Source organism: Streptomyces sp. NPDC048349 (assembly GCF_040651925.1).
GTDB lineage: Bacteria > Actinomycetota > Actinomycetes > Streptomycetales > Streptomycetaceae > Streptomyces.
Window position 1 is genome coordinate 1 of the sequence record NZ_JBEZLA010000069.1, and the last position, 23952, is coordinate 23952.

The following is a 23952-nucleotide window of genomic DNA, read 5'->3' on the forward strand; positions in this document are numbered from 1 at the left end:
CCCGTACTGGACGTACTTGGGCTTTCGGCCGGTGCGGCGAGAGTGCGTGCCGGGCACCGCGACGCCGCGGACCTCCGTCAGACACCCCCTAGGCGCTGTGCCCGTGCAGGACCAGCGCCCAGGCGAGCAGGCCCAGCGCGGCCGTGGACAGCACCGTCCGCCACACGTTGGCCCGCACCCACGGCTGCTCGAAGGCCCGGCGGACGGCGGACGGGTCGGCGATCCGGTCGACCGGGCCGGCCTGCTCCAGGGCGTTGTTCAGCGGGATGTTCACCCTGGCCGTGATGCCCATCGCCAGGACGCAGCAGAGAAACGCGCCGATCACCGGGGCCAGCACGTCGCGGCCACCGGTAGGCAGACACAGGCCGAGCGCCAGCCCGGTGAAGAGGAGGGAGCCGACGTAGCCGAGGAGGAACCAGCCGTTCAGGATGGCCACGTTGATGCGCTGCATCACCTCGACGACCGTCCGGTCGTCGGCGCGCCGCAGGCCCGGCATCACGGCCACCGAGAAGCCGTAGAACAGGCCGCTGACGAGGCCCGTCGTGATCGTCGCGGCGATCAGGGACGCGAACCGTGCCGTTTCCACTCCGGTCTCCCCCACAGTCGTCGAAGCAGTGCTCCACGCCTGCTGCGACGCACTCGTCGAGCAGTCGTCGAACGGTCAAGTCCCGCCGATCATAGGGGCATCCCCGGCCGTAGGCTGGGCGCGGCGTGCAGGCCGTGCAGGCCACGTGCGAAGGGGAGTTGCCGACCATGCCAACCATGCTGACCGCGCTCGACGGGGTGTACGGGGACCGGCCGGACGCCGTGACCGTCGCAGGCCGCTGCGCCTCCTACGAGGACCTGCTCGGCGCCGCCCGCGCGGTCGCGGCCGACGTGGCCGGAGCCCCCGCGTTCGCGGTGACCGCGACGGCCTCGCTGGAGACCGTCGCCGCCGCGGTCGGAGCGCTCCTGGCCGGGGTACCGCTCGTCCCGCTGCCGCCCGACGCCGGGCCCGCCGAGCGCGAGCACATCCTGCGCGACTCCGGGGCGGCCCTGGTCGACGTGGACTTCGCCCGGCGCGCTTCCGGCTGGTCGGCGCCGGCGCCGGCGCCCGAGGACCCCGCGCTGATCCTCTACACGTCCGGGACGACCGGCGCGCCCAAGGGCGTCGTGCTCAGCGGCGCGGCCCTGGCCGCCGACCTGGACGCACTGGCCGGCGCCTGGCAGTGGAGCGCCGAGGACACCCTGGTGCACGGGCTGCCGCTGTTCCACGTGCACGGTCTGGTCCTCGGCGTGCTGGGCGCCCTGCGCACCGGCAGCCGCCTCGTCCACACCGGGCGGCCCACGCCCGAGGCCTACGCGGAGGCGGGCGGCAGCCTGTACTTCGGGGTGCCGACGGTGTGGTCCCGCATCGCCGCGGCGCCGCAGGCCGCGGCCGCGCTGTCCGGGGCCCGGCTGCTGGTCTCGGGCAGCGCGGCCCTGCCCTCGCCCGTCTTCCGGGACCTGGAGCGGCTGACCGGGCTGCGGCCGGTCGAGCGCTACGGCATGACCGAGACCCTGATCACCCTCAGCGGCCGGGCGGGCGGCGAGGTCCGCCCGGGGACGGTCGGCACCCCGCTGCCCGGGATCCGGACCCGGATCGCGGCCGAGCCGGGTGCCGAGATCGGGGAACTCCAGCTCACGGGGCCGACCTTGTTCGCCGGCTACCTGGGGCGCCCGGAGGCCACCGCCGCCGCGTACACCGAGGACGGCTGGTTCCGTACGGGTGACATCGCGGCCGTGGACGAGACGGACGGCGTGCACCGGATCGTGGGCCGGGCCTCCATCGACCTGATCAAGTCCGGCGGGTACCGGATCGGCGCGGGCGAGATCGAGAACGCCCTGCTGGACCACCCCAAGGTGAGCGAGGCGGCCGTGGTCGGCGTCCCGGATCCGGACCTCGGCCAGCGCATCGTCGCCTTCGTCGTCGCCGAGGGGGTCACCGGCGCGGAGCTCACCGAGTTCGTGGCCGCGCACCTGTCCGTGCACAAGCGCCCGCGGGAGGTGCGGTTCGTCGCGGCCCTTCCGCGCAACGCCATGGGCAAGCCGCAGAAGAAGCTGCTGCTGACGGGGGAGTCGGATCCGCAGGCGGGCTGAGGCGACCCGGAACAGGCCCGGGGAGGGTCTGCGGAGGGCCTGAGGATCGGAAGTCCGGTGCCGTGGCTCGCCCTTCGCTCAAGGCCCGGCCCAGGAGGGGTAGGGGGCGCCCGGAAGGGGAGTACGGGCGGGCAGCTACCGGACGCGAGCGACTCAAGACCCTCCGAGTCGCTCCGAGCAGTTGGAAGAAACCCCAGGTCAGAGGGGTTTGACGGGGCATACAGCGACTGAAGCGACCCAAGGGTCGGGTATATGAAGACATTCGTGCGCGTGCGTGTGCGCGTGTGTGTGCGTCATATATACGGACCTTGAGTCGCTTCGGTCGCTGTTCTTGTTTGCGTACGCCTGTGACCTGGTGTTCTGTGGGCAAGCCGCCCAGCGACCGGAGGAGACCCGGTCGCTGGGCGGTGGGTCGGCCGGTCGCTGGCCCACCCGCAGGAGGCGTACATCTGTTCTGGCTCATATGCCCCTCGCCTCCCGGGGGTTTCGCTAATCTGATTTTGGGCGTTGAGTCGCTTCAGTCGCTGATGGGGGATGTGAATGGCAGCTGAGCTGCGGGATTCGCGCAGCGACCCAGGGCAGTGCACGAGAACTGCCCCGGTCGCCGCGCTCCCGGTGACGACTGCCATGTGGTGTGCCCGGCAGGGGTGGCCGGTTCACCCCCTCGCCGCGGGCCGCAAGACGCCCGTGGGCAACTGCGACGCGTGCCGCGCGCCGGGACACGACCGCCGGTCGTGCGCCTGCCTGCGGGCGGGCCGCTGGTGCCACGGTTTCCACGCGGCCACCCTCGACGCGGACCGGATCGGGCAGTGGTGGGGCCCCCGGCCGGACCTCGGCGTCGGCGTGGCCGCCGGCCCCGCGGACCTCGTGGTCATCGACGTCGACGCGCACGAGCGGGAACTGCCTGGCCGCGACCGGCTGCTGCCCGGCATCGGGATCTCCGCCGGGATCGACCTGACGGGACTGGCCAACGGCTTCCACACGCTGGGCGTACTGGCCGCTCTGCGCGGCGTCGGCAGTCCTGCGGACGACGCCTCGACGCTGCGCGTGCGCACGCCGTCGGGCGGGCTGCACGTCTGGTACCGGGGCGGCGGGCGGCGGTGGCAGTGCTCCACCGGTTCGGGCTCCGGCCGCGCCCTCGCCTGGCAGGTGGACGTACGCGCGCACGGCGGCTACATCGTGGCTCCGGGGACCGTGACCCGCGCGGGCGTCTACCGTGCCGTGGGAGCCGTACGCGAGCCCGCGCCGCTGCCGGACTGGCTCGCCCGCGAGCTGCAGCGCACCGGGCACCTGGCTCCCGAGGCCACCGCTGCGGCCGCGCCCGCCGGGCCGCGGCCCGTGCCGCCCCGCGCCCGGCAGGCCGTCCTGGCGGCCGGCGGCGGCGGGGGCGTGGCACAACGGGTCCTGGCGGGCGTGCTCGCCGAGGTCGCCGCGTGCGCGGCCGTACCCGAAGGGGCGGCGTTCTCCGAGAAGCTGAACCGCGCCGCCTACACGGCCGGCGGGCTGGTCGCCTCCGGGCACCTCACCGAGGCCGACGCAGCGCGGGCCCTGCGGGAAGCGGCCGACCGGGCCCGCCCCGGGCAGGACGGCCGCTGCGGGGCCATCATCCGTGGCGGGCTGCGTGCGGGGCTGGCGCGCCCGCTGTCCCCCGGAGGCCGGGTATGAGCCCCGACCAGGAGAGCGTGCTCTCCGAGTTCGACGTCCAGGCGGTCGCGGCGCAGATCCTCGCGCAGCCCGTCTCCGTACCCGTACCCGTGCCAGCGCCCCGGGAGCCGGCAGAGTCCGGACTGACCGGTCAGCCGGGTGCTGTGGCTGCGGTGCCGGATGCCGTGGCGGGTGTGGCGTCCGGAGTGGTGCCGGGTGTGGAGGCCGGTGCGCAGGCCGGTGCTGCGCTCTCCGGTGGCGAGGCGACGGCCGACGGGCTGCTGCCCGACACGCTCACCGACCGGGGCAACGCCAAACTGTTCGTCAAGCTCTACTCCAACGACTACCGGCACGTCCCCGGCATCGGCTGGTTCCGCTGGGACTGCACCCGCTGGCAGATCGACGAGGACGACACCGCGGTGTGGGCCGCGGGGGACCTGGCGGAGTCCATCGCGACCACCGACCCCCGCGGCGTCTACACCCCGGCCGCGCTCCAGCAGCACCGCCGCCGCGCGCTCAGCACCAGCGGGATGAACGCCATGCTCGCGCAGGCGAAGTCCGCGCCGGGCATGGTGCTCAACGCGGCCCGGCTGGACGCCGACCCGTACGCGCTGTGCACGCCCGCCGGGGTCGTGGACCTGCGGACCGGTCACATCCGCCCCTCCGACCCCGCGCACGACTTCCACTCCCGCTCCACCTCGGCGGCGCCGCAGCCGATGCCCACCCCGCGCTGGAACCGCTTCCTGACCGACACCTTCGGCCAGGGGCCGGAGGGCGCGCAGATGATCGACTTCCTGCAGCTGCTGCTCGGCTACTCCGTCACCGGGGACGTCGGCGCCCAGGTCATGCCGTTCCTGTTCGGGTCCGGGAAGAACGGCAAGTCCGTCCTGCTGGACGTGCTCATGAAGCTGCTCGGCGACTACGCGGACGCGGCGCCGCCCGGGTTCCTGATGGCCCGGCCGTACGAGGGGCATCCGACCGACCTCGCCGAGTTGCACGGCCGGCGGGTGATCGTGTGCAGCGAGGTCAAGCCGGGCGACCGCTTCGACGAGGCCCGGGTCAAGCTGCTCACCGGCGGCGACCGCATCAAGGCCCGCCGGATGCGGCAGGACTTCTTCAGCTTCGAGCCGACGCACAAGCTGTGGCTGCTGGGCAACCACCGCCCCGAAGTGGGCACGGGCGGCTTCGCGTTCTGGCGGCGCATGCGGCTGATCCCGTTCGAGCGGGTCGTCTCCGACGACCGCAAGATCGACAACCTGGCGGACGTCCTCGTCACCCAGGAGGGCCCCGGCATCCTCAACTGGCTCATCGAGGGCGCCCGCCGCTACCTGGGCGGCGACAAGGACCTCACGGGCCCCGAGCGGGTGCGCATCGCGACCACCGCGTACGCCGAGACCGAGGACCACACCGGACGCTTCATCGGTGAGGCCTGCCGGCTCGATCCCGATCTGCGGGCGGAGCAGGCCACGCTCTACGCGGCCTACAGGGCCTGGTGTCACAATGAGGGCGCTCCGGCGATCTCGTCCCGGGCCTTCGCGGCGCGCGTCCGCGAGGTGGTGGGACTGGCGTCGCCCAAGGAAATGATCCTGTCCAACCAGCGCAAGTACTACCCGGGCATCGGCCTGCTCGCGGACGAGGAGACAGCATGAGCGCCCTCATCGCAGAGGACGAGATCGTCCACGAAGTGGACCTCGTCTGGCTCGAGGACATCAGCAGGCTCGACTACGTCCGGCAGAGCCTGGACCGGCTGCCGACCCGGCGCGGCAGGCCCGCCTACCACCGCGACGGGCGCATGGTCGGGTACGCGCTGCTGGGGCCGGGTGCCAAGCCCTCCCGCTCTTCCGGCACGTTCCGGCGCCGGGTCTTCTGGCTGCTGCCGCACGACCGGGACACCGACCCGGGCGGTCTGTACGCGACGGGGGCGCCGGCGGAGGCCGTGGACGCCCGGACCCTGGCCCCGGGCAGCAAAGGGCGCAAGACGGAGCGCTCCGAGGGCGGCCCGATGTCGTCGGCCATGCGAGAGCTGATGCCGTAGGCGTCCGGAGAGCAAGTTGATGTTGAAAAAGAACAGGGTAGACGGTATTTTTTTCCTTGCTGGGGCCAACGCCCGGCCGACCGGGGGACATTGCACGTGCGCGCGTGCGTCGTCCGACGCGTCGGCCAGGTGGTGACTCCGGCCGCTCACCCTGCGGCGGCCAGCTCCTCGGACTGTTTCAGGGCCTCTTCGTAGACACGCTCGCCCCGGGTCGCGGAGAGGTCCAACGAGGGGAGGACCGAGGGCTGGGCGATGCTGGGCAGCAGGTGGCGCAGCAGTGCGAAGACCCTGACCACGAGGTCTTCGTAGTCGCTGATCGCCTGCGACATGGACTGGATGCCTGCGTAGGCGCCGACGAACACGTCGGCGGTCTCGCGCGGCTGGACCTGGGGGAGCAGCTCGCCCTGGGCCTGCGCCAGCTCCAGCTTGGCCTGCACGCCGTCGACCCAGTCCTGCCAGGGGCCGCTGCGGTCGAGCTCGTTCGCCCGCAGGTCCATCGCCAGCCGCACGCTGGCCCGGACCATGGGGTTGGTCTGCAGCCGGTAGGTGTGCAGCGCGACCATGTCCACGATCTCCTGGAGCTTGGTCGTGCGGTCGGGGATGACGAGGTCCTGGTGCTGGGCGGTGAGCACCCCCTGCGCCAGCTCGTCCTTCGACTGGAAATGGAAGTAGAGGGCGCCCTTGGTCACACCGGCGGTGGAGAGGATCTCCGAGATCGTCGCCGTCTGGTAACCACGCTCCTCGAACACCTTCGCCGCCGCCAACAGGATGGCTCGACGCGTGCGGATGGCCCGTTCCTGCTCCGCCATGTTGCCCTCCACTTGGTTGACGAACCCCTGGAAAGGCTCCGTATACAAACCGTCTAGTTCGTATCTTACAGCGGACCAACCCAGAGCCAACCAACACATGACCGACTTGGGCATGTCCTACCGATGAAAGGCCTCTGAGGGACCTTGTGGCGGGGGTCACGGCCATGGAGCGCCAGGCGGCCTGGGACGGCGGGCGGGATGCCCGTTTTGCCGCCTCGAACAGGTGGCCCGCGCAGACGGCGCACCATCACGGAGAGTGAGGTTGCGGCGCGGGAGACCTGCGGGCGTGGCGAGCAACGGGGTGCCCGGTACGGGGCGTGCGTGAGCCGGGCGCCCTCGGCGGGCCTACGCGGCCGCCGGCTCACGGGCAGGCCGGCGCGAGGGCTCCCGGTGGGCCGGGCCGTCCGGCGGGGGCGGAGCAAGCCCCGGGGGTGCGGGGCGGATTAGCAGTCGGAATCCGGGGCAGCCGTCACCAGGGAGCTGAAGGACAGCCCTCCGCCCTGGTGGCCGGTGACCCGCACTCTCTCGTCGCCCCCGGGCGTGGCGGGGCCCAGCCGGTGGGCCTCGATGAAGCAGGGCTCGTCCAGCTCGGTGTACCGCTTGAACTCGGTGGTGATGCTCAGCGGGAGGAAGGAAGAACGGTTCAGCGCCGCGGCCGCGCCCTGCCGGGCGGCCTCGAGCAGCAGCATGCCCGGGACGTGGTCGACCGGGTGGTCGAACAGCACGGGGTGGCGGGAGTTGAGCCTCAGCTGCCAGCGGTTGCTGTGGCCGATGGGCGAGAGCACCACGTCGGCGGGCGAGAGGCGCCCCACGCTCTGCGGCGCCGTGGGGGCGGTCAGCGGAACCGGGCGGTGATCCGCGGCGAACACGCGCGCGGGTCGGACCCGTTCGTAGACGGCCGGGCTGACGCAGGTGTAGGAGGTCCGCCCCGTCGCCACCACCCGTCCCTCGCGGCGGATGACGGACTCGTACGTCATCCCCGACAGGCAGCCTCCGCGTCGCTTCGTGTCGAAGCACGTGATCTCTATGTCGAGGGAGGCCGGGGCCTGGCGGACCTTGAGGTGCTCCGGGTGGATGGTGAGCGCGATCTCCCGGATCAGGAACTGGTGACCGAAGGGAACGCCGAACTCGGCGTGTGCGAGCAGGACCCCGGCCTGGCGGATCGTCTCGGCGACCATGAGCGGGTCGTGGTACTCCCCGTCGATGGGGGTGAAGAAGCTGTGGCTGCGCGGCCACTGCGCCTCCACCCTGAAACGGGTGTCGTCCTCGCGCTGCCAGTCGGTGAGCATCACCTCGGCGACGGCGGCCCGGTGCACCAGCTCCTTGGGCACCGTGGTCGTCAGGGTGGGATAACGCAGAGCGGCCAGATCGGGCCGTGGCTCCGCCGTGAATGCCGCCTGGTAGGCGGCGATCGCCGGGCGTTCGACGTGGAACGTGCTCGCAGACATTGCTCCCCCTGGGCTCCGCTGGCGAGATGGGCGTGTATGCCCTCGGCTCGGAAAGATACATACCAACCGGTTTAATTTCTAGCGGTACCCAAGCCTCCGCCGATACGGCGAAGCGGAAGCGACTGCTCCCAGTTAGCGATTTCCCCTGGTCAGGGCTCTCTGAGCCCTTCCGACCACTCTAACCACAGTCTCAGGGTCCCGTCCTGTCCCGCGTGTGTCGAGAGGGGCGCGAGTCGTTCTCTAGTGCGTGTGTCGAGGGTGGCCGTGGATCGGCCCGTCCCCCGGCCCGTCCGGATGGTCGATGAAATCCAGATCAAAAACCGCATAAGCGGTTTGTTAGAGTTCGGTGTACGGAGCAGCGGCCGCCTCGCGGGGGAGTGGTCTGGTGAGACCGTGGGGGTGGTGCCGGGGGTGCCATCGCGATCGGCTCCCCCGCCCGGCTCCGTGCCAGCCCCCCGGCCCGCCTGCCTTCCGCAGGCGTGGCAACCCCTCGCAGTGACGGAGCAGTTGATGGTCAAACAGGAACGCGCGATGCGCACGCGCGACACCCTGATCCGGTCCGCGGCCGAGATCTTCGACCGGGACGGGTTCGCGGTGGCGTCGCTCACCGCGATCAGCACGCTCGCCGGGGTGAGCAACGGGGCGCTGCACCACCACTTCATCAGCAAGGCCGCGCTGACCGACGCCGTCGAGGAGGCGGCGCTGGCCCGCCTGCTGTCCGTCACCGGCGCCGTGCTCCCGCTGGGCGCGAGCCGCATGCAGCTCCTGATCGACGTCACGCACCGGCTCGCCGGCGGGCTGCGCGGGGACGTGGTGCTGCGGGCGGGCTTCGAGCTGAGCGGTGAGGCGTCCCGTCCGCCCCATGCCGATCTGCGCGAATGGTGGCGGCGCTGGGTCGAGGAGACGCTCAAACAGGCCGATGCCGAGGGCGAGTTGCGCCAGGACGTGACGGCCTCGGACGTGGTCAGCGCCGTGGTGGCCGCCACCGTGGGCTTCGAGGTGCTCGGGGTCCGCGAGGTGGAGTGGCTCTCGGCCTCCACGGTCGCCCGGTTCTGGCGGCTGCTCTTGCCGACGGTCGTGCCGTCGGCCCTCCTCCAGGACCTCGACGTCGAGGGGACCTGCCCGCTGTAGGGGCGGACGAGCCCCGGTCTTCCCGTCTGCGAGGACGGAAGGCCGGGGCTTCTGCATGCGTGGAGACCCAGTGGTCTGTTTTGACCCGCCCTGGGTTCGTTCTGGAGGGGACTCAGAGTGACCTTCTGGTGACCAGTTCGCCGAGGAGGCGGGAATAGATGCAGGTCAGAGCCGCATATGAGGGGTCGTTAGAGGGGCTAAGAAATAAAAACAGCGCGGTCGGTTTCGTATTGACAAACCGCCAGTCCTGTTTTTTACTGAGTCAGGCTTATCCACGGACAGGGGAGTACGACGTGGACATCGAAGTACTGGGCACACTGGCGGTGCGGGAACAAGGAGTCTCCGTAACGCCGACCGCCCCCAAGCCGCGACAGGTGCTGGCACTGCTGGCCCTGCACGCAGACCAGGTCGTCCCGGTGTCGGCCCTCATCGAGGAGCTGTGGGCGGGGACGCCCCCGCGCAGCGCCCGCACGACGCTGCAGACCTACGTGCTGCAGCTGCGGACCCTCATCGCGACGGCGCTGGAGCAGGGGGGCGAGGGCGGTGAGGGCGGGGACGGCCGGCGCACGGCCAAGGACGTGCTCGTGACGCTGCCCGGCGGCTACCTGCTCAACAGCGGCGGCGGTACCAGCGACGTCCGCGAGTTCGACCGGCTCGCCGGGATGGGCTACCGGGCCATGGACGCCGGCGACTTCCCGGGCGCGGCCCGCCTGCTGCGCGAAGCGCTGGCCCTGTGGTCGGGCCCCGCCTTCGCCGACGTGCAGGGCGGCATCCAGCTCGACATGGAGACCCGTCGGCTGGAGGAGACCCGGCTGTGCGCCCTCGACCAGCGCATCGAGGCCGACCTGCGGATCGGACGCCACCGGGAGCTGCTCGCCGAACTGACGGTACTGGCCAGCCGGTACCGCACGCACGAGAACCTGCACGGCCAGTTCATGCTGGCCCTGCACCGGTCGGGCCGCCGGGGCGAGGCGCTCGACGTGTACCAGCGGCTGCGCGGGGTCCTCGTGCGCGAGCTCGGGCTCGAGCCGTCGGCGGCCCTGCGCAGGCTGCAGCGCTCGATCCTCATGGCAGGCCCCGAAAGCCCCGCGGGGGTGGCGGAGACCGGCAACGAGCGACTCGTACGCGTGGGCTGAGATGCCCGCACACCCCATCCGGCACGCCGCGGACGGCCCGGAGGTGCGGCCGCGCGACCGGACAGCCACAGGTCGGGGCCGAGGAGGAACCGCGGTGCAGGAGAGGTCGGAGCGGACCCGCAGGAAGCTGGTGCACGCGGGGGCCGAGATGTTCCACCGCAACGGTTACGCGAACGCCACCCTCGGGGGGATCGCCGCGTTCGCGGGAGTGACCAAGGGAGCGCTGTACTTCCACTTCGCCTCCAAGGACGAACTGGCGGAGGCGGTCCAGCAGCGGGGCTGCGCCCTGCTGGACGAGTCGGTGCGCGAGCGGCTCGAAGCCGGGCTCTCGCCGCTGCAGACGCTGGTCGACACCACGCACTGGATGGCCCGCACCCTGCGGGAGGAGCCGGCGATCCCGGCGAGCTTCCGCCTCACCAAGGAGTGCGCGGGCCTGCCCCAGGCAGTCGCCGACTTCCACCAGATCTGGCTCGCGGCGGTCTGCGGGCTGCTGCGCCAGGCGCGCGACGCGGGCGAGCTGCGCGCCGAGGGCCGCTGGGAGAGCGTCGAATCGCTGGTCGCCGCGGCCGCCTGCGGGATCGAGGCGATGGCCGGCACCCCGATGCCCTACGCCGAGCTGCAGCGCCGGGTCTCCGGACTGTGGTCGCTGCTGCTGCCGATGCTGGTGCCCGAGGGGGCGGTGAAGCAGTTCCGCTCCGAAGTGCCGATGCCCGATCTCCCGGCCCGCGCCGTGGCCGGCGCGCCGGACCACCGATACCGGACCGTGTGCCACTGAAGGCTTGGAGGAGCAATCGATGACGAACGACCATCCTGCTGACGTGCTGAGCGATCTCGTCGGAGTGCTCGGCGACGTCCTGCGGATCAAAGCGGAGAAGATCGACCCCGAGCAGACCTTCCGGACCCTGGGGCTCGACTCCCTGCTGGTCGTGGAGTTCGTGGCCGTCGTCAACAGCCGGTACGGACTGCGGGTGCGGGCGACCGACCTGTACGACTACCCGACCCCGGCGTCCTTCGCACGGGAGGTCAAGCGGGCGATGAAGAGCGGGGAGGCCCGACCGGCCGCGACCGCCTTCAGCGTTGCGGGCTCCGTACCCGGCACCGACCCCGCGGCCGCCGTGCCCGCCGTGCCCGCCGTGCCCGTCGCTCCGGTTGCTTCGGTTGCCCCGGTTGCTCCGGTCGTTCAGGTCGCGCCGCCGGCTCCGGTCGCTTCGCCTGATCCCGCCGCTTCCGCCGTTCCCGCCGTGGACCCGGCCCCCGTACCGCCACCCGCGCCGGCGCCCGGTGCGCAGCAGATCGCCGAAGTGCTGCGCGAGCAGCTCGCGGCGATCCTGTGCTGCGACGCCTGGGACATCGACACCACCGCCCCGTTCAACGTGCTGGGCGTCGATTCCGTCGTGGGCGCCGAGTTCATCGCCACCGTCAACCGCACCTTCGGCATGAAGGAGCGGTCCGTCCTGCTCTACGAACACCCCAACCTCGCGGCCATGGCCGCCTACATCGCCGTGCGCACCGGAGCCTCCGGGCACGAGGCCGCCCCCGCCCGGGCGCCCGAGCTCGCCTTCCGACCGGAGGCCCGGGGCGACCTCGACGTCCTGCTGGACGCGGTCCGTGAGGACCGGCTCAGCGTGGACGAGGCGCTCGTGCTGCTCGCTCGCCGCGGCTGAAGCCGTCCCTCTCCAGAAGGAGCGCGTCCAGATGGACGAGAAGGAAGTCCTGACCCGGTTCAAGAACGGTCATCTGGACCGGGCCCAGGCGGCCGCGCTGCTGACCGGCGCCGGCTCGGGCACCCGAACCCGCACCGATGCCGGCAGCGGCACCGGCGCCGGCCTCGCTGCAAGTGCCGGTATCGCCACCGGCACCGGCCCCGGCATCGGCATCGGCATCGGCGGCAGCGTTCCGGTCCCCGTGACCTTCCCGCGGCCGGACACCGCGCGGGAGCGGGGCGGGGAGGGAGCGGCGTCCACCGAGCGGATCGCCGTGGTCGGGATGGCCGGCCGCTACCCGGGCGCGCCCGACCTCGCCTCGTTCTGGCGGCAGGCGCGCGAGGGGCACGGCAGCGCAGGCGCGCCGCCCTCCGGGCGGCCCGGTGACGAGCCGGGCCACTACCTGGAGCGCGTCCAGGACTTCGACGCGGAGTTCTTCGGGATCGACGCGGCCGAGGCGGCCCTGATCGACCCTCAGGAGCGGCTGTTCCTGGAGACCGCGTGGGAGGCCCTCGAGGACGCCGGATGCACCGGCGGCCGCCTTGACGCCCTGGCCGCCGCCGACGGGACCCCGCGCAGCGTCGGGGTGTTCACCTGCGCCGGGACCGCGGACTACGCGCTGCTCGCGGCCCGGACCTGGACGCGCGAGCGGCCCGTGCGGCTGCCCCGCGGCGGCCACTGGAGCCTGCCCAACCGGTTCTCCGCCCTGGCCGGGCTCACCGGCCCCAGCCAGTGCGTCGACTCCGCGGAGTCCTCGGTGCTCGTCGCCCTGCACCTGGCGGCGGCCGCCCTGCGCGCCGGAGAGTGCGCCGCGGCGCTCGTGGGCGGCGTCCGGCTGCTGCTGCACCCCTCCAGCCGCCGTCCCGGCGCGGGCGAGGGCGTCGGCGCGCTGCTGCTCAAGCCCCTGGCGCGCGCCCTGGCCGACGGGGACACCGTGCACTGCGTGATCCGCGGCAGCGCCGTCGGCCACACCGCGGCCGGCCGTTCGGCCGCCGGACCCGGCCGGCGGTCCCGGCCCGTCGGCGCCGGCCACGGCGACGTCGACGTCGACGGCGAGCGGGTGCTGCGCGCGGCGCTCCGGGCGGCCGCGGTGGACGCCTCCACCGTCGCCGTCCACGAGGACACCGACTCCGTACGGGCGTTCGTGGGCGAGGCCGGGGCCGTGACCGGGGCGGCCGCGCTGACCCGGGCCGTGCTCCAGCTGAGCCACCGGGTGCTGGTGCCCGGTCCGGGCCGGGCCGAGGCGCAGGCCTGGGAGGGCGGGCAGGCGGCGCCCCGCCGGGCGGCCGTCGGGGCGCACGGGGCCGGCGGCTCGGCCGCGCACGTGATCCTGGAGGAGTACCTCCCCGCCGCGGAGGACGGCCGGTCCGCCGAAGCCGCGGGGGACACCGGGGCCGCCGAGCTGTTCGTGCTGTCCGCGCCGACCCCCGCCCATCTCGCCGCCACCGCACGCCGGTTCGCCGACCTGCTGGGCGGCGCGGGTCCCGTGCCGTCCCTGGGCGTGCTGGCCCGCGCCCTGCGCACCGGCCGCGCCGCGATGGACTGCCGGTTCGCGGCCGTCGTCGCCGACACCGGCGAGCTCGCGGCGGCCCTGGAGCGGTTCGCGGCGGACGGCGGCCCGTACGCCGACCTGCGCGACGGCGGCGCCGACCCGCTGGACATGGGCGCCGTGCCCCAGACGGCCGATTACCTCGCCGCGCTGTGGCGCGCCGGGCACCTGCACCAGGTCAAGAGCCTGTGGCTGGCCGGACTGGACGTCGACTGGGCCGCGCTGGAGCGGGCCCACGGGGCGGGCGCCGTGGCCGTGCCGCTGCCCGCCTCCGCGTTCCTGCGCACCCCGTCGTGGCTGGGCGGCGAGGAGGAACGGGCATGACCATGCTGACTTCCGGGTCTGCCGGCTCCGCCGGGCCCCCGGGGCCGGACGAGAACAGACCCGGTCCCGTCAACCTGTGGTTCTGTCCCAACGAGGACCTCGCCCCCGGGATCGCCGCCACCCTGGCCTCGTACTGGCTGGACGAGCACGAGCAGGAGATCGCCGGGAGGTTCCTCTTCGAACGCGACCGCCGCCAGTACCTCGTCGCGCACGCCCTGGTGCGCCGGGTCCTGGCCCTGGAGACCGGCATCCCCGAGGCCGAGGCGATCATCTGGCGCTCCTCGCGCGGGCGCCCGTTCCTCCAGCTGCCCGCCGGAGGACTGCCGCGCGGCGCGGACACGCTGGACTTCAACCTGTCGCACGCCCACGCGTACAACCTGGTGGGCGTCTCCCGCGAGCACCGCATCGGCGTGGACGTCGAACGGCTGGACCGGGGCGAGCGCGGTCTGGAGAACATCATCGCGACGTTCTCCGCCCAGGAGCAGGACTGGATCGCCCGCGCCGCCCCGGGGCGGCCGCGCGACCGGCGCGCCCTGCGCCTGTGGACGCTGAAGGAGGCGTACTCCAAGGCCCGCGGCCTCGGACTCGCCCTGTCCTTCGACTCCTTCGCCTTCACACTGGCCGAGGACCAGGGCGTGCTGTCCTTCCGGCCGCCCGCCGACGACTCGGCCGGCCGCTGGCGGTTCCTCGAGGTCGAGCCGGTGCCGGAGGTGCTGGCGGCGGTGGCGGTGGAGGTCGACGCCGCCCGCCCGCCGGCGGTCCACCTGCACCACGGATTTCCCTGGGGGCGCGCCGCACCGCGCCGCCTGGTGCTGCCGGAACTCGCCGGCGTGTGATCCCGGTGCGCGAAATCGGTCTTCCTGTTTTCGAATTTCCTCCGGTCCGGCGGATATCGGCTGCCGCTGGAATTTCGCTGGAGAATATCTCGAGCCGGAACCCGGACCGTGCGGCTGCCGCTCCTCCTGTGTCAGAGGACGGGCGACGATTCCCGAACGCTTTCGGACAGGAGTGTGAAACGGCGTACGAGTTCTTCCTGTTCGCGTCCGATGTCATCGAGACGGGCCCGGAGACGGGCGATTTCCCCGCCCAGGTCCAGCACGGCCGCGCCCAGGCCCTCGGCGGGTGCGGCGGCCGGCGGACCGGCGGAGTCCAGGCCGGGTTCGCGCAGCAGGATGGACTCCATCCGGTCCCGCAGGGCCGGCCCGGGCCCGACGCCGATCTCGCTCAGCAGCCGCTGGCGGGCCCGCTCGTAGACGCCCAGGGCCTCGGACCGGCGGCCGCACCGGTACAGGGCGAGCATCAGCAGGTCGTAGAAGCGCTCCCGGGTGGGATGGGCCGCCGTGAGCCGCTCCAGCTCCCCGGCGACCTCCTGGTGCCGCGCCCCGCGCAGTTTCGCCTCGTGGTACGTCTCCAGGGCGGTCAGCCGGGCCTCCTCCAGCCGCTCCGCCTCCCGGGCGCAGATCTGGCCCCGTCCGCTGCCTTCCAGCGCGGGCCCGCGCCACAGCTGCAGGGCCCGGTGCAGCAGGTCGGCGGCGTGCGCGGGATCGGCCACGACCGCAGCCCGGCCCTGAGCGCAGAGCCGGTGGAAGCGCTGGGCGTCCGTCCCGGCGGATCCGAGCCGCAGGAGGTAGCCGAGCGGGTGCGTGGTGATCAGGGCCTGCCCGGTACCGCCCGGGCCGGGGCCGCTCCGTCCGGCGGGCGCCAGCAGCCGGCGCAGCCGGGCCACATGGGCCTGGAGCGCGTTGGCCGCGCCCGCGGGCGGGCGCTCCCCCCACAGCTCGTCGATGAGCCGGTCGGCGGAGAGCACCTCGCCGGCCCGTACGACCAGGGCGGCGAGCAGGGCGCGCTGTTTGGCTCCGGACGGTGCGATCGAGGTGCCCGACCGCTGGTCGTGCACTTCGACGGGGCCCAGGACGCGGAAGTCCAGGCCGTCGCTCTGACGTGCGTCCCATTCCATCGGTCACTCCTCCCAGCGATCCGTTGGGAATCGCGGAAAGACCTGTACGGACGGTCGTTGAATTACGTTCCGGCAGTCATCCCGCAAGGGAATCTAACAGTTTGACTGAAGTGCGCAAACGTCGAAGTTGGAGGTGCGGTCGACAGACGCTCAAGAAATTGAGGGGTGTTGCCCTGGGTCCCGCTACTGTGCCTCAGTCGAAGGCTTGAAATCGATGGGAACTCGACGACGTGCGGAGGAAACCGTGAAGATTCAGGTTCTGGGTCCGTTGAGTGCCGAAGTCAACGGGGGCTCGATTGTTCCGACGGCCGGCAAGCCGCGCCAGATTCTGGCGCTGCTCGCGCTCTACCCGGGGCGGGTGATGCCCGTACCGACCCTGATGGAGGAGGTGTGGGGCACCGACCTGCCCCAGAGCGCGCTCACCACCCTGCAGACCTACATACTCCAGCTGCGCAGGCGGCTGGGCACGGCCATGGGGCCGGGCGACCCGGGCGGGGCCAAGGAGGTCCTGGCCACGCGGCACGGCGGATACCTGCTCCAGATCGCCCCGGAGAGCGTGGACGTGCACGAGTACGAGCGGCTGGTGGCCGACGGGCAGAGCGCCTTCGAGGAGGGCGACGACGAGCGTACCGCCAGCAAGCTGCGGCAGGCGCTCGCCCTCTGGCAGGGCCCGGCGCTCGTCGACGTGCGCGTGGGACCGATCCTCGAGATCGAGGTCATGCGCCTGGAGGAGAGCAGGCTGGTGACCGTCGAGCGGCGCATCGACGTCGACCTGCGGCTCGGCCGGCACACCGAACTCATCGCCGAGCTCTCCGAGCTGATCGCCCGCCACCCGCAGCACGAGGGCCTGCACTCCCAGGCGATGGTGGCGCTCTACCGCTCCGGCCGTCAGGCGACCGCGCTCGACGTCTACCGCAAGCTGCGGATGCGCCTCATCGAGGACCTCGGGGTGGAACCCTCCCCGCAGCTCCAGCGCCTGCACCAGGCGATGCTGACGGTGGATCCGGCGCTGGACGTGCCGGCCGGCCCGCGCCGCGGGTCCACGTTCGACCTGTACGCGGCCTGAGATGCGGCACGGGAACGCCGGGACCGCGGACGGTGGCCGAAGGCCGCGGTCCGCGGTGGCGTGACCCCGCTGCGGGCAGTGCTCGAGCCCGCCTCGAGCGGGGCTGGTCAGGGTGGGGTGGTTACGGTGGGCGAGGAAGGACGGGGCATGGCACGGGAACAGGACGTGCGGCTGGTGTGCTTCGCGCACGCAGGAGCCGGGACCTCGGCCTTCCACCGCTGGAGCGATCTGCTCGGCCCCGGAGTGACCCCCGAGCCCCAGCTGCTGCCGGGCCGTGACGGGCGGCGCCGCGAGCCGCGGGTGACCACCCGAGAGGCGCTCCTCGAGGACCTGCGCGAGCTGTTCAAGGAGCAGCCGCCCGGCCCGTACGTCCTGTACGGGCACAGCCTCGGCGGGCTGATCGCCTACACGCTCACCCGCGCGCTGGACGACGCGGGACTGCCGCTGCCCGAGCTGCTGGTGATAGGCGCCGTGCCGCCGCCCGACGTGTTCGCGGGGGCCGCCTTCGCCGCGGACGCCCCCGACGACGAACTGATGCGCATCCTCGAAAGCTTCGACGGCGTGCCCGCCGGCATCGACCCCGGCGTGTGGCACCGCTTCGTCTTCCCCGTGCTCCGCGACGACCTGCGGCTGGCCGCCTCGCTGCGCGCCGCCGCCCTGGACCCGGTCGCCGGCGGCCCGGTGCCCGTCCCGCTGCTGGCCGTCGCCGGCAGCGAGGACCCGGTGGGACCGCCCGACGTGCTGCAGGGCTGGAGCGGCTGGACGACCGCGCGGTTCGAGTCCCGCACCGTGCCCGGCGGACACTTCTTCGTACGCGACGGTGAACTGCCGAGACTGCTCGGGCAGGTCTGCCGGACGGTGGGGCGGTCCGGGCGTTGAAACGCGTGGTCATCACCGGTATCGGGGTGGTCGCCCCGGGCGGTGGCGGCACCAAGGGCTTCTGGTCGATGCTGACCGCCGGGCGCTCCGCCACCCGCGCGGTCACCTCCTTCGACGCGCGGCCCCTGCGTTCGCGCGTCGCCGCCGAAATCGACTTCGACCCCCGGGAGCACGGGCTGAGCGGGGCGCAGGCCGCCGACCTCGCCCGCGTGACGCAGTTCGCGCTGGCCGGGGCCCGCGAGGCGCTCGCCGACAGCGGGGCGGCGCCGACGCTCGACCCGGTGCGCACCGGGGTCGCCCTGGGCAGCGCGCTGGGCTGCGCCGCCGAGCTGAGCCTGGAGTACGCCGTCGCCAGCAACATCGGCGGGCGCTGGCTGGTCGACCACACCCGGGCGGTGCCCCAGCTGTACGACTTCTTCGTCCCCGGCTCGCTGGCCGCCGAAGTGGCCCGGGACGCCGGCGCGCAGGGACCCGTCTCGTTCATCGCGGGCGGCTGCACGGCCGGGCTGGACTCGCTCGGCCACGGCGCCGAGCTGATCCGCGAGGGCAGCGCGGACGTCGTGCTCGCCGGGGCCTCTGAGGCCCCGATCTCCCCGGCCGCGATGGCCTGCTGCGACACCGTCCGCATCACCTCGCGGCGCAATGCGGAGCCCTCGAGCGCCGCGCGGCCCTTCGACCGGACCCGCGACGGGTTCGTGCTCGGCGAGGGCGCGGCCGTCCTGGTCCTGGAGGAGCGGGAGCGGGCCCGGCTGCGCGGCGCCCGGGTCTACGCGGAGCTCTCCGGCTACGCCAGCCGGGCCTCCGCCCAGCACATGACGGGGCTCAGCCCGGAGGGCACGGAGCTGGCCGCGGCCATCGGCGCCGCGCTCGACGAGGCCCGGCTGGACCCGTCCGCCGTCGAGTACGTCAGCGCGCACGGCTCGGGCACCCGGCAGAGCGACCGGCACGAGACCGCCGCCATCAAACGCGCGCTCGGCCGGCACGCCCGCCACGTGCCCGTCAGCGCGATCGCCTCGATGACCGGCTACCCCCTCGGCGCGGTCGGCGCCTTCCAGGCCGCCGCCGGGGCCCTGGCGATCGAGTACGGAACGGTGCCGCCCACCGCCCATCTGCGGGTGCCCGACCCCGAGTGCGACCTCGACTACGTACCCGGAACCGCCCGCCACCAGCACACGAGCGCGGTGCTGGCCCTCGGCAGCGGATTCGGCGGGTTCCAGAGCGCGCTCGTGCTGACCCGGCCGGAGACGGCCTGACCGGCCCGACCGGCCCGACCGGCCCGACCGGCCCGGCCGGCCCGGCCGGTGGGCCGCAGGGGCCTGAACGGACACGACCGGCCGGACCGACCCATGACGGAGGGACACCCCATGGACCACCCCGATCCGTGCCCCGCGACCGCCGCCGCCGAGACCGGGACCGACGTGTGCGTCGTCGGCGCCGGGCCCGCCGGACTGGCCCTGACCCTCATGCTGCTGCGCTCGGGCGTCCGCGTGACGCTGATCGAGCGTTCCACCGCACTGCGCCGGGAGTTCCACGGCGAGGTCCTCCAGCCGGGCGGCCAGCGGATCCTCGACGAGCTCGGCGTCCTGGAGCCGGCGCGGGCGCGCGGTGCGCTCGCCCTGAGCGGCTTCCAGGTGCTGGAGCAGGGCCGGGTGCTGCTCGACATCGACTACGGGCGCCTGCCCGCCCCGTACGACCACCTGCTGGCCCTGCCGCAGCCGCACCTGCTGGCCGGCCTCCTCGACGCCTGCCGCGAACTGCCCGGCTTCACGCACCTGGAGGGCCACCGCGTGTCGGCCCTGCTGGAGGCGCGGCCCGGCAGCCCGTGCACCGGGGTCGTCGCGCGGGGCCCCGACCGCGCGCCCGTCACCGTACGCGCCCTGGCCGTGGTCGGCGCGGACGGCCGCTTCTCCAAGACCCGGGCGCTGGCCGGGATCGGGGCCGGCCGCTCGGAGTCCTTCGCCCACGACGTGGTGTGGTTCTCGCTGCACGCGCCCGGCCGGGCCACCGGGAAGGTCAGGGTGCACCGGGCCGCCGGCAGCGCGGTCCTGGTCCAGGACAGCCACCCCGACCGGCTGCGGATCGGCTGGACCCTGCCGCACGGCGGATGGAGCCGGCCCGGCCGCGGGATCGAGGAGATCCGCGGCGAACTGGCCCGGGCACTGCCGCAGTTCGCGGACCTGCTGCACGAACAGCTCACCTCGCTGAACCAGCTCACCCTGCTCGACGTCTTCGCCTCGCACGCCGAGGAGTGGACCCGGGACGGCCTCGTCCTGATCGGGGACAGCGCGCACACGCACGGCCCGATCGGCGCCCAGGGGATCAACCTCGCCCTCCAGGACGCCGCCGCCCTGCACCCCGTGCTCGTGGAGGCGCTGGGCCGGGGGGCGGTCACCGCGGCGGGCCTGGAACCGTACGCCCGGCGCCGGGCGGCGGCGGCCGCGGCCGTCCACCGGATGCAGCGGATGCAGGCCCGCGCGATGTTCGGGGCGGACGGGACGTTCGCCCGGTTCGCGCTGGCCCGCGCCGCCGGGCTGGTCACGCGCACCCCCATCGGGGGGAAGATCACCCGCAAGGTCGCGTACGGGACCGATCCGGTGGCGGTGCGCACCGACCTGTTCACCGTGGCGGGGGCGCACCGGCCGGGCTGAGCGCGGCGGCCCGGCTCAGCGGAAGCGGGCCTTCGGGTGGTCGGCGACATCGCCGAGCAGCCCGAAGTAGTCGGCGCGCAGCTGCCGGATGCGGGCCTCGGAGAACACGGACGGGTCGTAGGTGAACACGCAGTGCGCGGCGCGCTCGTCGTGCCGCAGCAGCACGGTCAGGGGCCGGGCCGCCGGGGCGGGAGCGGACGTGAACGCCTCGGCGCGCAGCCGGCCGCCCCAGGAGGCCGCGCCCCACCGGGGACCGCCGGCGGCCGGTCCGGCGCCGAACTGCACGTCCCCGAGCTGCTCCACCAGCCGCGGCCGGCGCAACTGCGCGGCGACGGGCTCCAGCGGCACCTGGTGGTGCGCGAAGTCCCATGCGCTGGTGAGCCGCACCTGGTCGACGACCTCGCCGAAGGAGGGCGCGCCGGTCAGATCGGCCCGCAGCACCACCGCGTGGGACAGCGGGCCCAGCATGCGCTGCTCCGCGCCCCGCCCGCGCTCGGGGACCGGACCGCGGACGCTGATGTCCCGCTGGCCCGACCAGCAGGCCAGCAGCAGCTGGAAGGCGGCCAGGCCCACCACCTGCACGCCGGCCCGGTGCCGGCGCGCCGCCTCCGCGATCTTGGCGGCCAACTCCTGCGGCAGCGGGAAGGACAGGGACCGCCCCGGCCCCGGGGTGCGGCCGGGTGCGCCCGGCGCGCTCAGGTCCCAGGGCAGGACGGCCGGTTCCGCGCCGTTGAGCCTGCGCAGCCAGTACTCGGTGCTCTCGTCGGCGCGCCCCTGCGCCGCGCGCTGCTGCTGCCAGGCGGCGAGGTCGGCGTACTGGACGGCCGGACCGTCCGCGGGCACCCCCCGGTAGGCGGCAGCGAGTTCCGCGACGAGCACACCGAGCGCGGCGGCGTCGGCGATCAGCTCGTGCAGGACGAACACGGCCACGTGGTCGCCCGGGCCCTGGCGCAGCAGCCGCAGCCGGGCCAGCGGTTCGCGCGCCGGATCCCACGGACGCTCCCGCTCCGCCGCGACGGCCCCGGGCACCTGCGAGGGCCGGACCTCCGCCAGCGAGACGGGCACGGGCACGTCGTCCGGTGCCGCGACGACCTGGGTGAGCCGGCCCTCGTGGAGGCGGTAGAGGCTGCGCAGGATCTCGTGCCGGCCGGCGACGGCCCGCCAGGCGGCCGCCAGGGCCTGCGCGTCCAGGGCCCCCGTCAGCCGCAGCGCGCCCGTCACCACCGGCGGGCGGGTGCGGTGCGGGAGTGCGGCCCACAGCGCCTCCTGGGCCGGTGAGGCCGCGAAGCGCAGGGGTCCCGGGCCGGTCCGGCGGGGCAGTCGCGGCAGGGCGTCCGGCTGCGGATCGGGTCTGGGTCTGTGCTCGGGGTCGGAGTCCGCGGCCGGCGGGGCCGGGGCCCCGGCTTCGTCCATGAGTACCGTCGTCACCATCGGTTCAACGCCTCCTCGGCGATCAGCGCCGTGGGGCCGCCGCCGTCCGGCCCGGCGGGCCGGGCGCGGCACCCCCGGCGGGGGTCCGGGTAGTGCGAGGTCACGCGAACGGCGGGGCGGGTCGCGGGCACTGCCCGATCCGTCGGGCGCCCGGCCGTCGCACGCGTGGCGGTCGTCGATTCCTATCACCGCCCGACAACCATCCCGACGTGTCCTGTGGCGCGGCTTGAGCACGCTTCGAAGCTCCTTCGAGCTCGGATGGCGACGGTGGTACCCGACCCCTCCGCAGGAGCCGCCCCACCGCCCCGACCGCCCCACCGCCGCTTGCGCCACCGCCGCTTGCCCCACCGCCGCCCGCGCGCCCGCCGCCCGACCGCCCGCCACCCGACCAGTGAGGAAAACCGTGCCGCGATTCACGTATCCCGAACTCCCGCTGGACGCCCTGCTGCGCCGGGCCGCCGTCCGCGACCCCGGCGGCTGCGCCGTCGCCGCGGCCTCGGGCGCGGTCACCTTCGCCGAGCTCGACGACCGGGCCGACCGGTACGCGGCCTACCTGGAGCAGCGCCTCGGCCGCCGGGGCGCCCGCGTCGGCGTCGCCAACGTCCTTGACGCGGACTTCGCCGCCGCCTACTACGGCACCGTCCGCAGCGGCAACACGGTCGTCCTGGTCAACCCGCTGATCAAGGAGGCCGGGCTGGTGCACGTCTGCGCCACGGCCGAGGTGGAGGTGGCCCTGGTCCCGACGGCGACGGCCGAACTGCTCGTCAAGGCGCGCGAGCGGCTGCCCGCACTCGCCGAGATCATCGTGACCGACGCGCCCGACGGGGTGGTGCCCGCGGACACCCTGCCGCTGGCACTCGCCCTGGACCGGGTGGCCGAGGGCCGTCCGTCCGCGCACGGCCCCGGCGCGGCCGGCGGGAGCGGAGCCGCCCCGGCGGACCTGGACGCCGACGCCTGCATCCAGTTCACGACGGGCACCACGGGCCTGCCCCGCGGGGTCCGCCTCAGCCACCGCAACCTGGTGGCCAACGCCGCCCAGACCGCCCACGCGCACGGCCTCGGCAGTGACAGCGTGACCCTGAACCACCTGCCGCTCTACCACGTCATGCACCTCAACTCGGCGGTCTACGCCGGCGCCCGCCAGGTGCTGTGCGCCGACCCGGCGCCCGCGGCCGCGCTCGAGCTGGCCGCCCGCACCGGAGCCACGCACTTCTACGGGCTGCCGGCCCGTCTGCACCAGCTCGCCGCCGCCGTCGGCGCCGGCGGGCAGGACGGCGGCCCGGCCGCCCCGCCCCCCGGGCTGCGCCTGAAGGCCGTCCTGTCCGGCGGCACGGCGCTGGCCCCCGCCGCCACCCGCCGGCTCCAGGACTGGCTCGGCGTCCCCGTCGTCCAGGGCTACGGGATGGCCGAACTGTCCCCGCTCGCCCACAGCCAGGACCCCGAGCGCCCCCTGACCGGCTCGGTCGGCGCCCCCGTGGCCGGCACCCGCTGCCGGATCGTCGACCTCGCCTCCCGCGAGCCGGTCGACGTGTACAGCACGGGGGAGGTCCAGATCCGCGGACCGCAGGTGATGAGCGGATACCTCGGCGACGAGGGCCAGGGGCACCTGGACGCCGAGGGCTGGTTCTCCACCGGCGACGTCGGCTACGTCACCCCGGACGGCGTGCTGTTCCTGGTGGACCGGATCGGCGACGTCTTCAAGTACGACAACGAACTGGTCTCCCCGACCTCCGTCGAGCGGGTCCTCGCCGACGACCCGCGCGTCGCCGACTGCGTGGTCGTGGGCTGGCCCGACCCCGTCCACGGGGCCCTGGTGTGGGCGGGCATCGTGCTGCGCGAGCCGACCGCCCCGGGACTGCTCGACCTCGTCGACTCGATCGTGGTGCGCGCCAACGAGCGCCTCGCGCCCTTCGAGCAGATCCGCCGCGTCGAGGTCGTCGACTCCGTGCCGCGCACGCCCGTCGGCAAGCCGGAGCGCCGCGGCCTGCGCCGCACCCTCCAGGAGCGGGCCGCCGCCGAGGCCGCCGCCTGATCCCCCGAACCGTCCACCGTCTTCATTCCCCACCGATTCCAG

At 74.0% G+C, this 23952-nt stretch carries 20 protein-coding genes; 15 read left to right on the top strand and 5 right to left on the bottom strand.

What is annotated here, in order from left to right; all coding sequences use genetic code 11:
- Positions 1–88 precede the first annotated feature (88 nt).
- Positions 89–586, bottom strand: a complete 498-nt coding sequence (locus AB0D44_RS28980; RefSeq protein ID WP_362596273.1) for a DUF1772 domain-containing protein — start codon at positions 584–586, stop codon at positions 89–91.
- Positions 587–762: 176 nt separating this feature from the next.
- On the opposite strand from AB0D44_RS28980, the gene AB0D44_RS28985 reads away from it, so the two are divergent.
- The 4 genes from AB0D44_RS28985 to AB0D44_RS29000 all read left to right on the top strand — a co-directional run bounded on the left by AB0D44_RS28985 (position 763) and on the right by AB0D44_RS29000 (position 5797).
- On the top strand, positions 763–2118 hold the full coding sequence (locus tag AB0D44_RS28985) for an AMP-binding protein (protein ID WP_362596326.1): 1356 nt from the start codon (positions 763–765) through the stop codon (positions 2116–2118).
- 627 nt (positions 2119–2745) lie between these two features.
- Positions 2746–3783 carry a bifunctional DNA primase/polymerase gene (locus AB0D44_RS28990; protein WP_362596328.1) on the top strand — a complete coding sequence of 346 codons (1038 nt, stop codon included), beginning with the start codon at positions 2746–2748 and terminating at the stop codon, positions 3781–3783.
- Complete coding sequence (locus tag AB0D44_RS28995) at positions 3780–5411, top strand: phage/plasmid primase, P4 family (protein ID WP_362596275.1); 1632 nt, start codon at positions 3780–3782, stop codon at positions 5409–5411. Before AB0D44_RS28990 ends, AB0D44_RS28995 begins: the two co-directional genes overlap by 4 nt.
- Positions 5408–5797, top strand: coding sequence for a DUF6009 family protein (locus tag AB0D44_RS29000; protein WP_362596277.1), 390 nt, complete (start codon positions 5408–5410; stop codon positions 5795–5797). Before AB0D44_RS28995 ends, AB0D44_RS29000 begins: the two co-directional genes overlap by 4 nt.
- Positions 5798–5943: 146 nt before the next feature.
- On the opposite strand, the gene AB0D44_RS29005 is transcribed toward AB0D44_RS29000, so the two are convergent.
- Together AB0D44_RS29005 and AB0D44_RS29010 are read right to left on the bottom strand one after the other, a co-directional pair.
- Entirely contained in the window at positions 5944–6606 is a 663-nt protein-coding gene (locus tag AB0D44_RS29005; RefSeq protein ID WP_362596278.1) for a ScbR family autoregulator-binding transcription factor, read from the bottom strand.
- 443 nt (positions 6607–7049) lie between these two features.
- Positions 7050–8054 carry a ScbA/BarX family gamma-butyrolactone biosynthesis protein gene (locus AB0D44_RS29010; protein ID WP_362596280.1) on the bottom strand — a complete coding sequence of 335 codons (1005 nt, stop codon included), beginning with the start codon at positions 8052–8054 and terminating at the stop codon, positions 7050–7052.
- Between the two features lie 495 nt (positions 8055–8549).
- Here AB0D44_RS29010 and AB0D44_RS29015 point away from each other — a divergent pair, with 495 nt between their 5' ends.
- The 6 genes from AB0D44_RS29015 to AB0D44_RS29040 all read left to right on the top strand — a co-directional run bounded on the left by AB0D44_RS29015 (position 8550) and on the right by AB0D44_RS29040 (position 14733).
- Positions 8550–9185, top strand: a complete 636-nt coding sequence (locus AB0D44_RS29015; protein ID WP_362596282.1) for a ScbR family autoregulator-binding transcription factor — start codon at positions 8550–8552, stop codon at positions 9183–9185.
- Positions 9186–9478: 293 nt separating this feature from the next.
- Positions 9479–10321 (top strand): AfsR/SARP family transcriptional regulator, encoded by an 843-nt coding sequence (locus AB0D44_RS29020; RefSeq protein WP_362596284.1) that lies wholly within the window; start codon positions 9479–9481, stop codon positions 10319–10321.
- A 94-nt stretch (positions 10322–10415) separates the two neighbouring features.
- Positions 10416–11096, top strand: a complete 681-nt coding sequence (locus tag AB0D44_RS29025) for a ScbR family autoregulator-binding transcription factor (protein WP_362596286.1) — start codon at positions 10416–10418, stop codon at positions 11094–11096.
- Between the two features lie 19 nt (positions 11097–11115).
- Positions 11116–11985, top strand: a complete 870-nt coding sequence (locus AB0D44_RS29030) for a phosphopantetheine-binding protein (protein ID WP_362596288.1) — start codon at positions 11116–11118, stop codon at positions 11983–11985.
- A 31-nt stretch (positions 11986–12016) separates the two neighbouring features.
- A complete protein-coding gene (locus AB0D44_RS29035) occupies positions 12017–13897 on the top strand; it encodes a beta-ketoacyl synthase N-terminal-like domain-containing protein (protein ID WP_362596290.1) in 1881 nt (626 codons plus the stop codon).
- Complete coding sequence (locus AB0D44_RS29040) at positions 13894–14733, top strand: 4'-phosphopantetheinyl transferase superfamily protein (RefSeq protein ID WP_362596292.1); 840 nt, start codon at positions 13894–13896, stop codon at positions 14731–14733. Before AB0D44_RS29035 ends, AB0D44_RS29040 begins: the two co-directional genes overlap by 4 nt.
- A gap of 131 nt (positions 14734–14864) precedes the next feature.
- Here AB0D44_RS29040 and AB0D44_RS29045 read toward each other — a convergent pair whose 3' ends face one another.
- Entirely contained in the window at positions 14865–15854 is a 990-nt protein-coding gene (locus tag AB0D44_RS29045; protein ID WP_362596294.1) for an AfsR/SARP family transcriptional regulator, read from the bottom strand.
- Between the two features lie 244 nt (positions 15855–16098).
- On the opposite strand from AB0D44_RS29045, the gene AB0D44_RS29050 reads away from it, so the two are divergent.
- From AB0D44_RS29050 to AB0D44_RS29065, 4 genes are all read left to right on the top strand, one after another.
- Positions 16099–16920, top strand: a complete 822-nt coding sequence (locus AB0D44_RS29050; protein WP_362596296.1) for an AfsR/SARP family transcriptional regulator — start codon at positions 16099–16101, stop codon at positions 16918–16920.
- A gap of 147 nt (positions 16921–17067) precedes the next feature.
- Positions 17068–17799, top strand: a complete 732-nt coding sequence (locus AB0D44_RS29055) for an alpha/beta fold hydrolase (protein ID WP_362596298.1) — start codon at positions 17068–17070, stop codon at positions 17797–17799.
- Positions 17796–19052, top strand: a complete 1257-nt coding sequence (locus AB0D44_RS29060) for a beta-ketoacyl-[acyl-carrier-protein] synthase family protein (RefSeq protein WP_362596300.1) — start codon at positions 17796–17798, stop codon at positions 19050–19052. Before AB0D44_RS29055 ends, AB0D44_RS29060 begins: the two co-directional genes overlap by 4 nt.
- 111 nt (positions 19053–19163) lie before the next feature.
- On the top strand, positions 19164–20447 hold the full coding sequence (locus AB0D44_RS29065) for an FAD-dependent monooxygenase (protein WP_362596302.1): 1284 nt from the start codon (positions 19164–19166) through the stop codon (positions 20445–20447).
- Between the two features lie 15 nt (positions 20448–20462).
- Here the strand turns inward: AB0D44_RS29065 and AB0D44_RS29070 are convergent, their stop codons facing one another.
- Positions 20463–21878 carry a condensation domain-containing protein gene (locus AB0D44_RS29070; RefSeq protein ID WP_362596304.1) on the bottom strand — a complete coding sequence of 472 codons (1416 nt, stop codon included), beginning with the start codon at positions 21876–21878 and terminating at the stop codon, positions 20463–20465.
- A 403-nt stretch (positions 21879–22281) separates the two neighbouring features.
- Between AB0D44_RS29070 and AB0D44_RS29075 the strand changes: the two genes are divergently transcribed.
- On the top strand, positions 22282–23910 hold the full coding sequence (locus AB0D44_RS29075; RefSeq protein WP_362596305.1) for a class I adenylate-forming enzyme family protein: 1629 nt from the start codon (positions 22282–22284) through the stop codon (positions 23908–23910).
- The last annotated feature ends 42 nt before the right edge of the window (positions 23911–23952 follow it).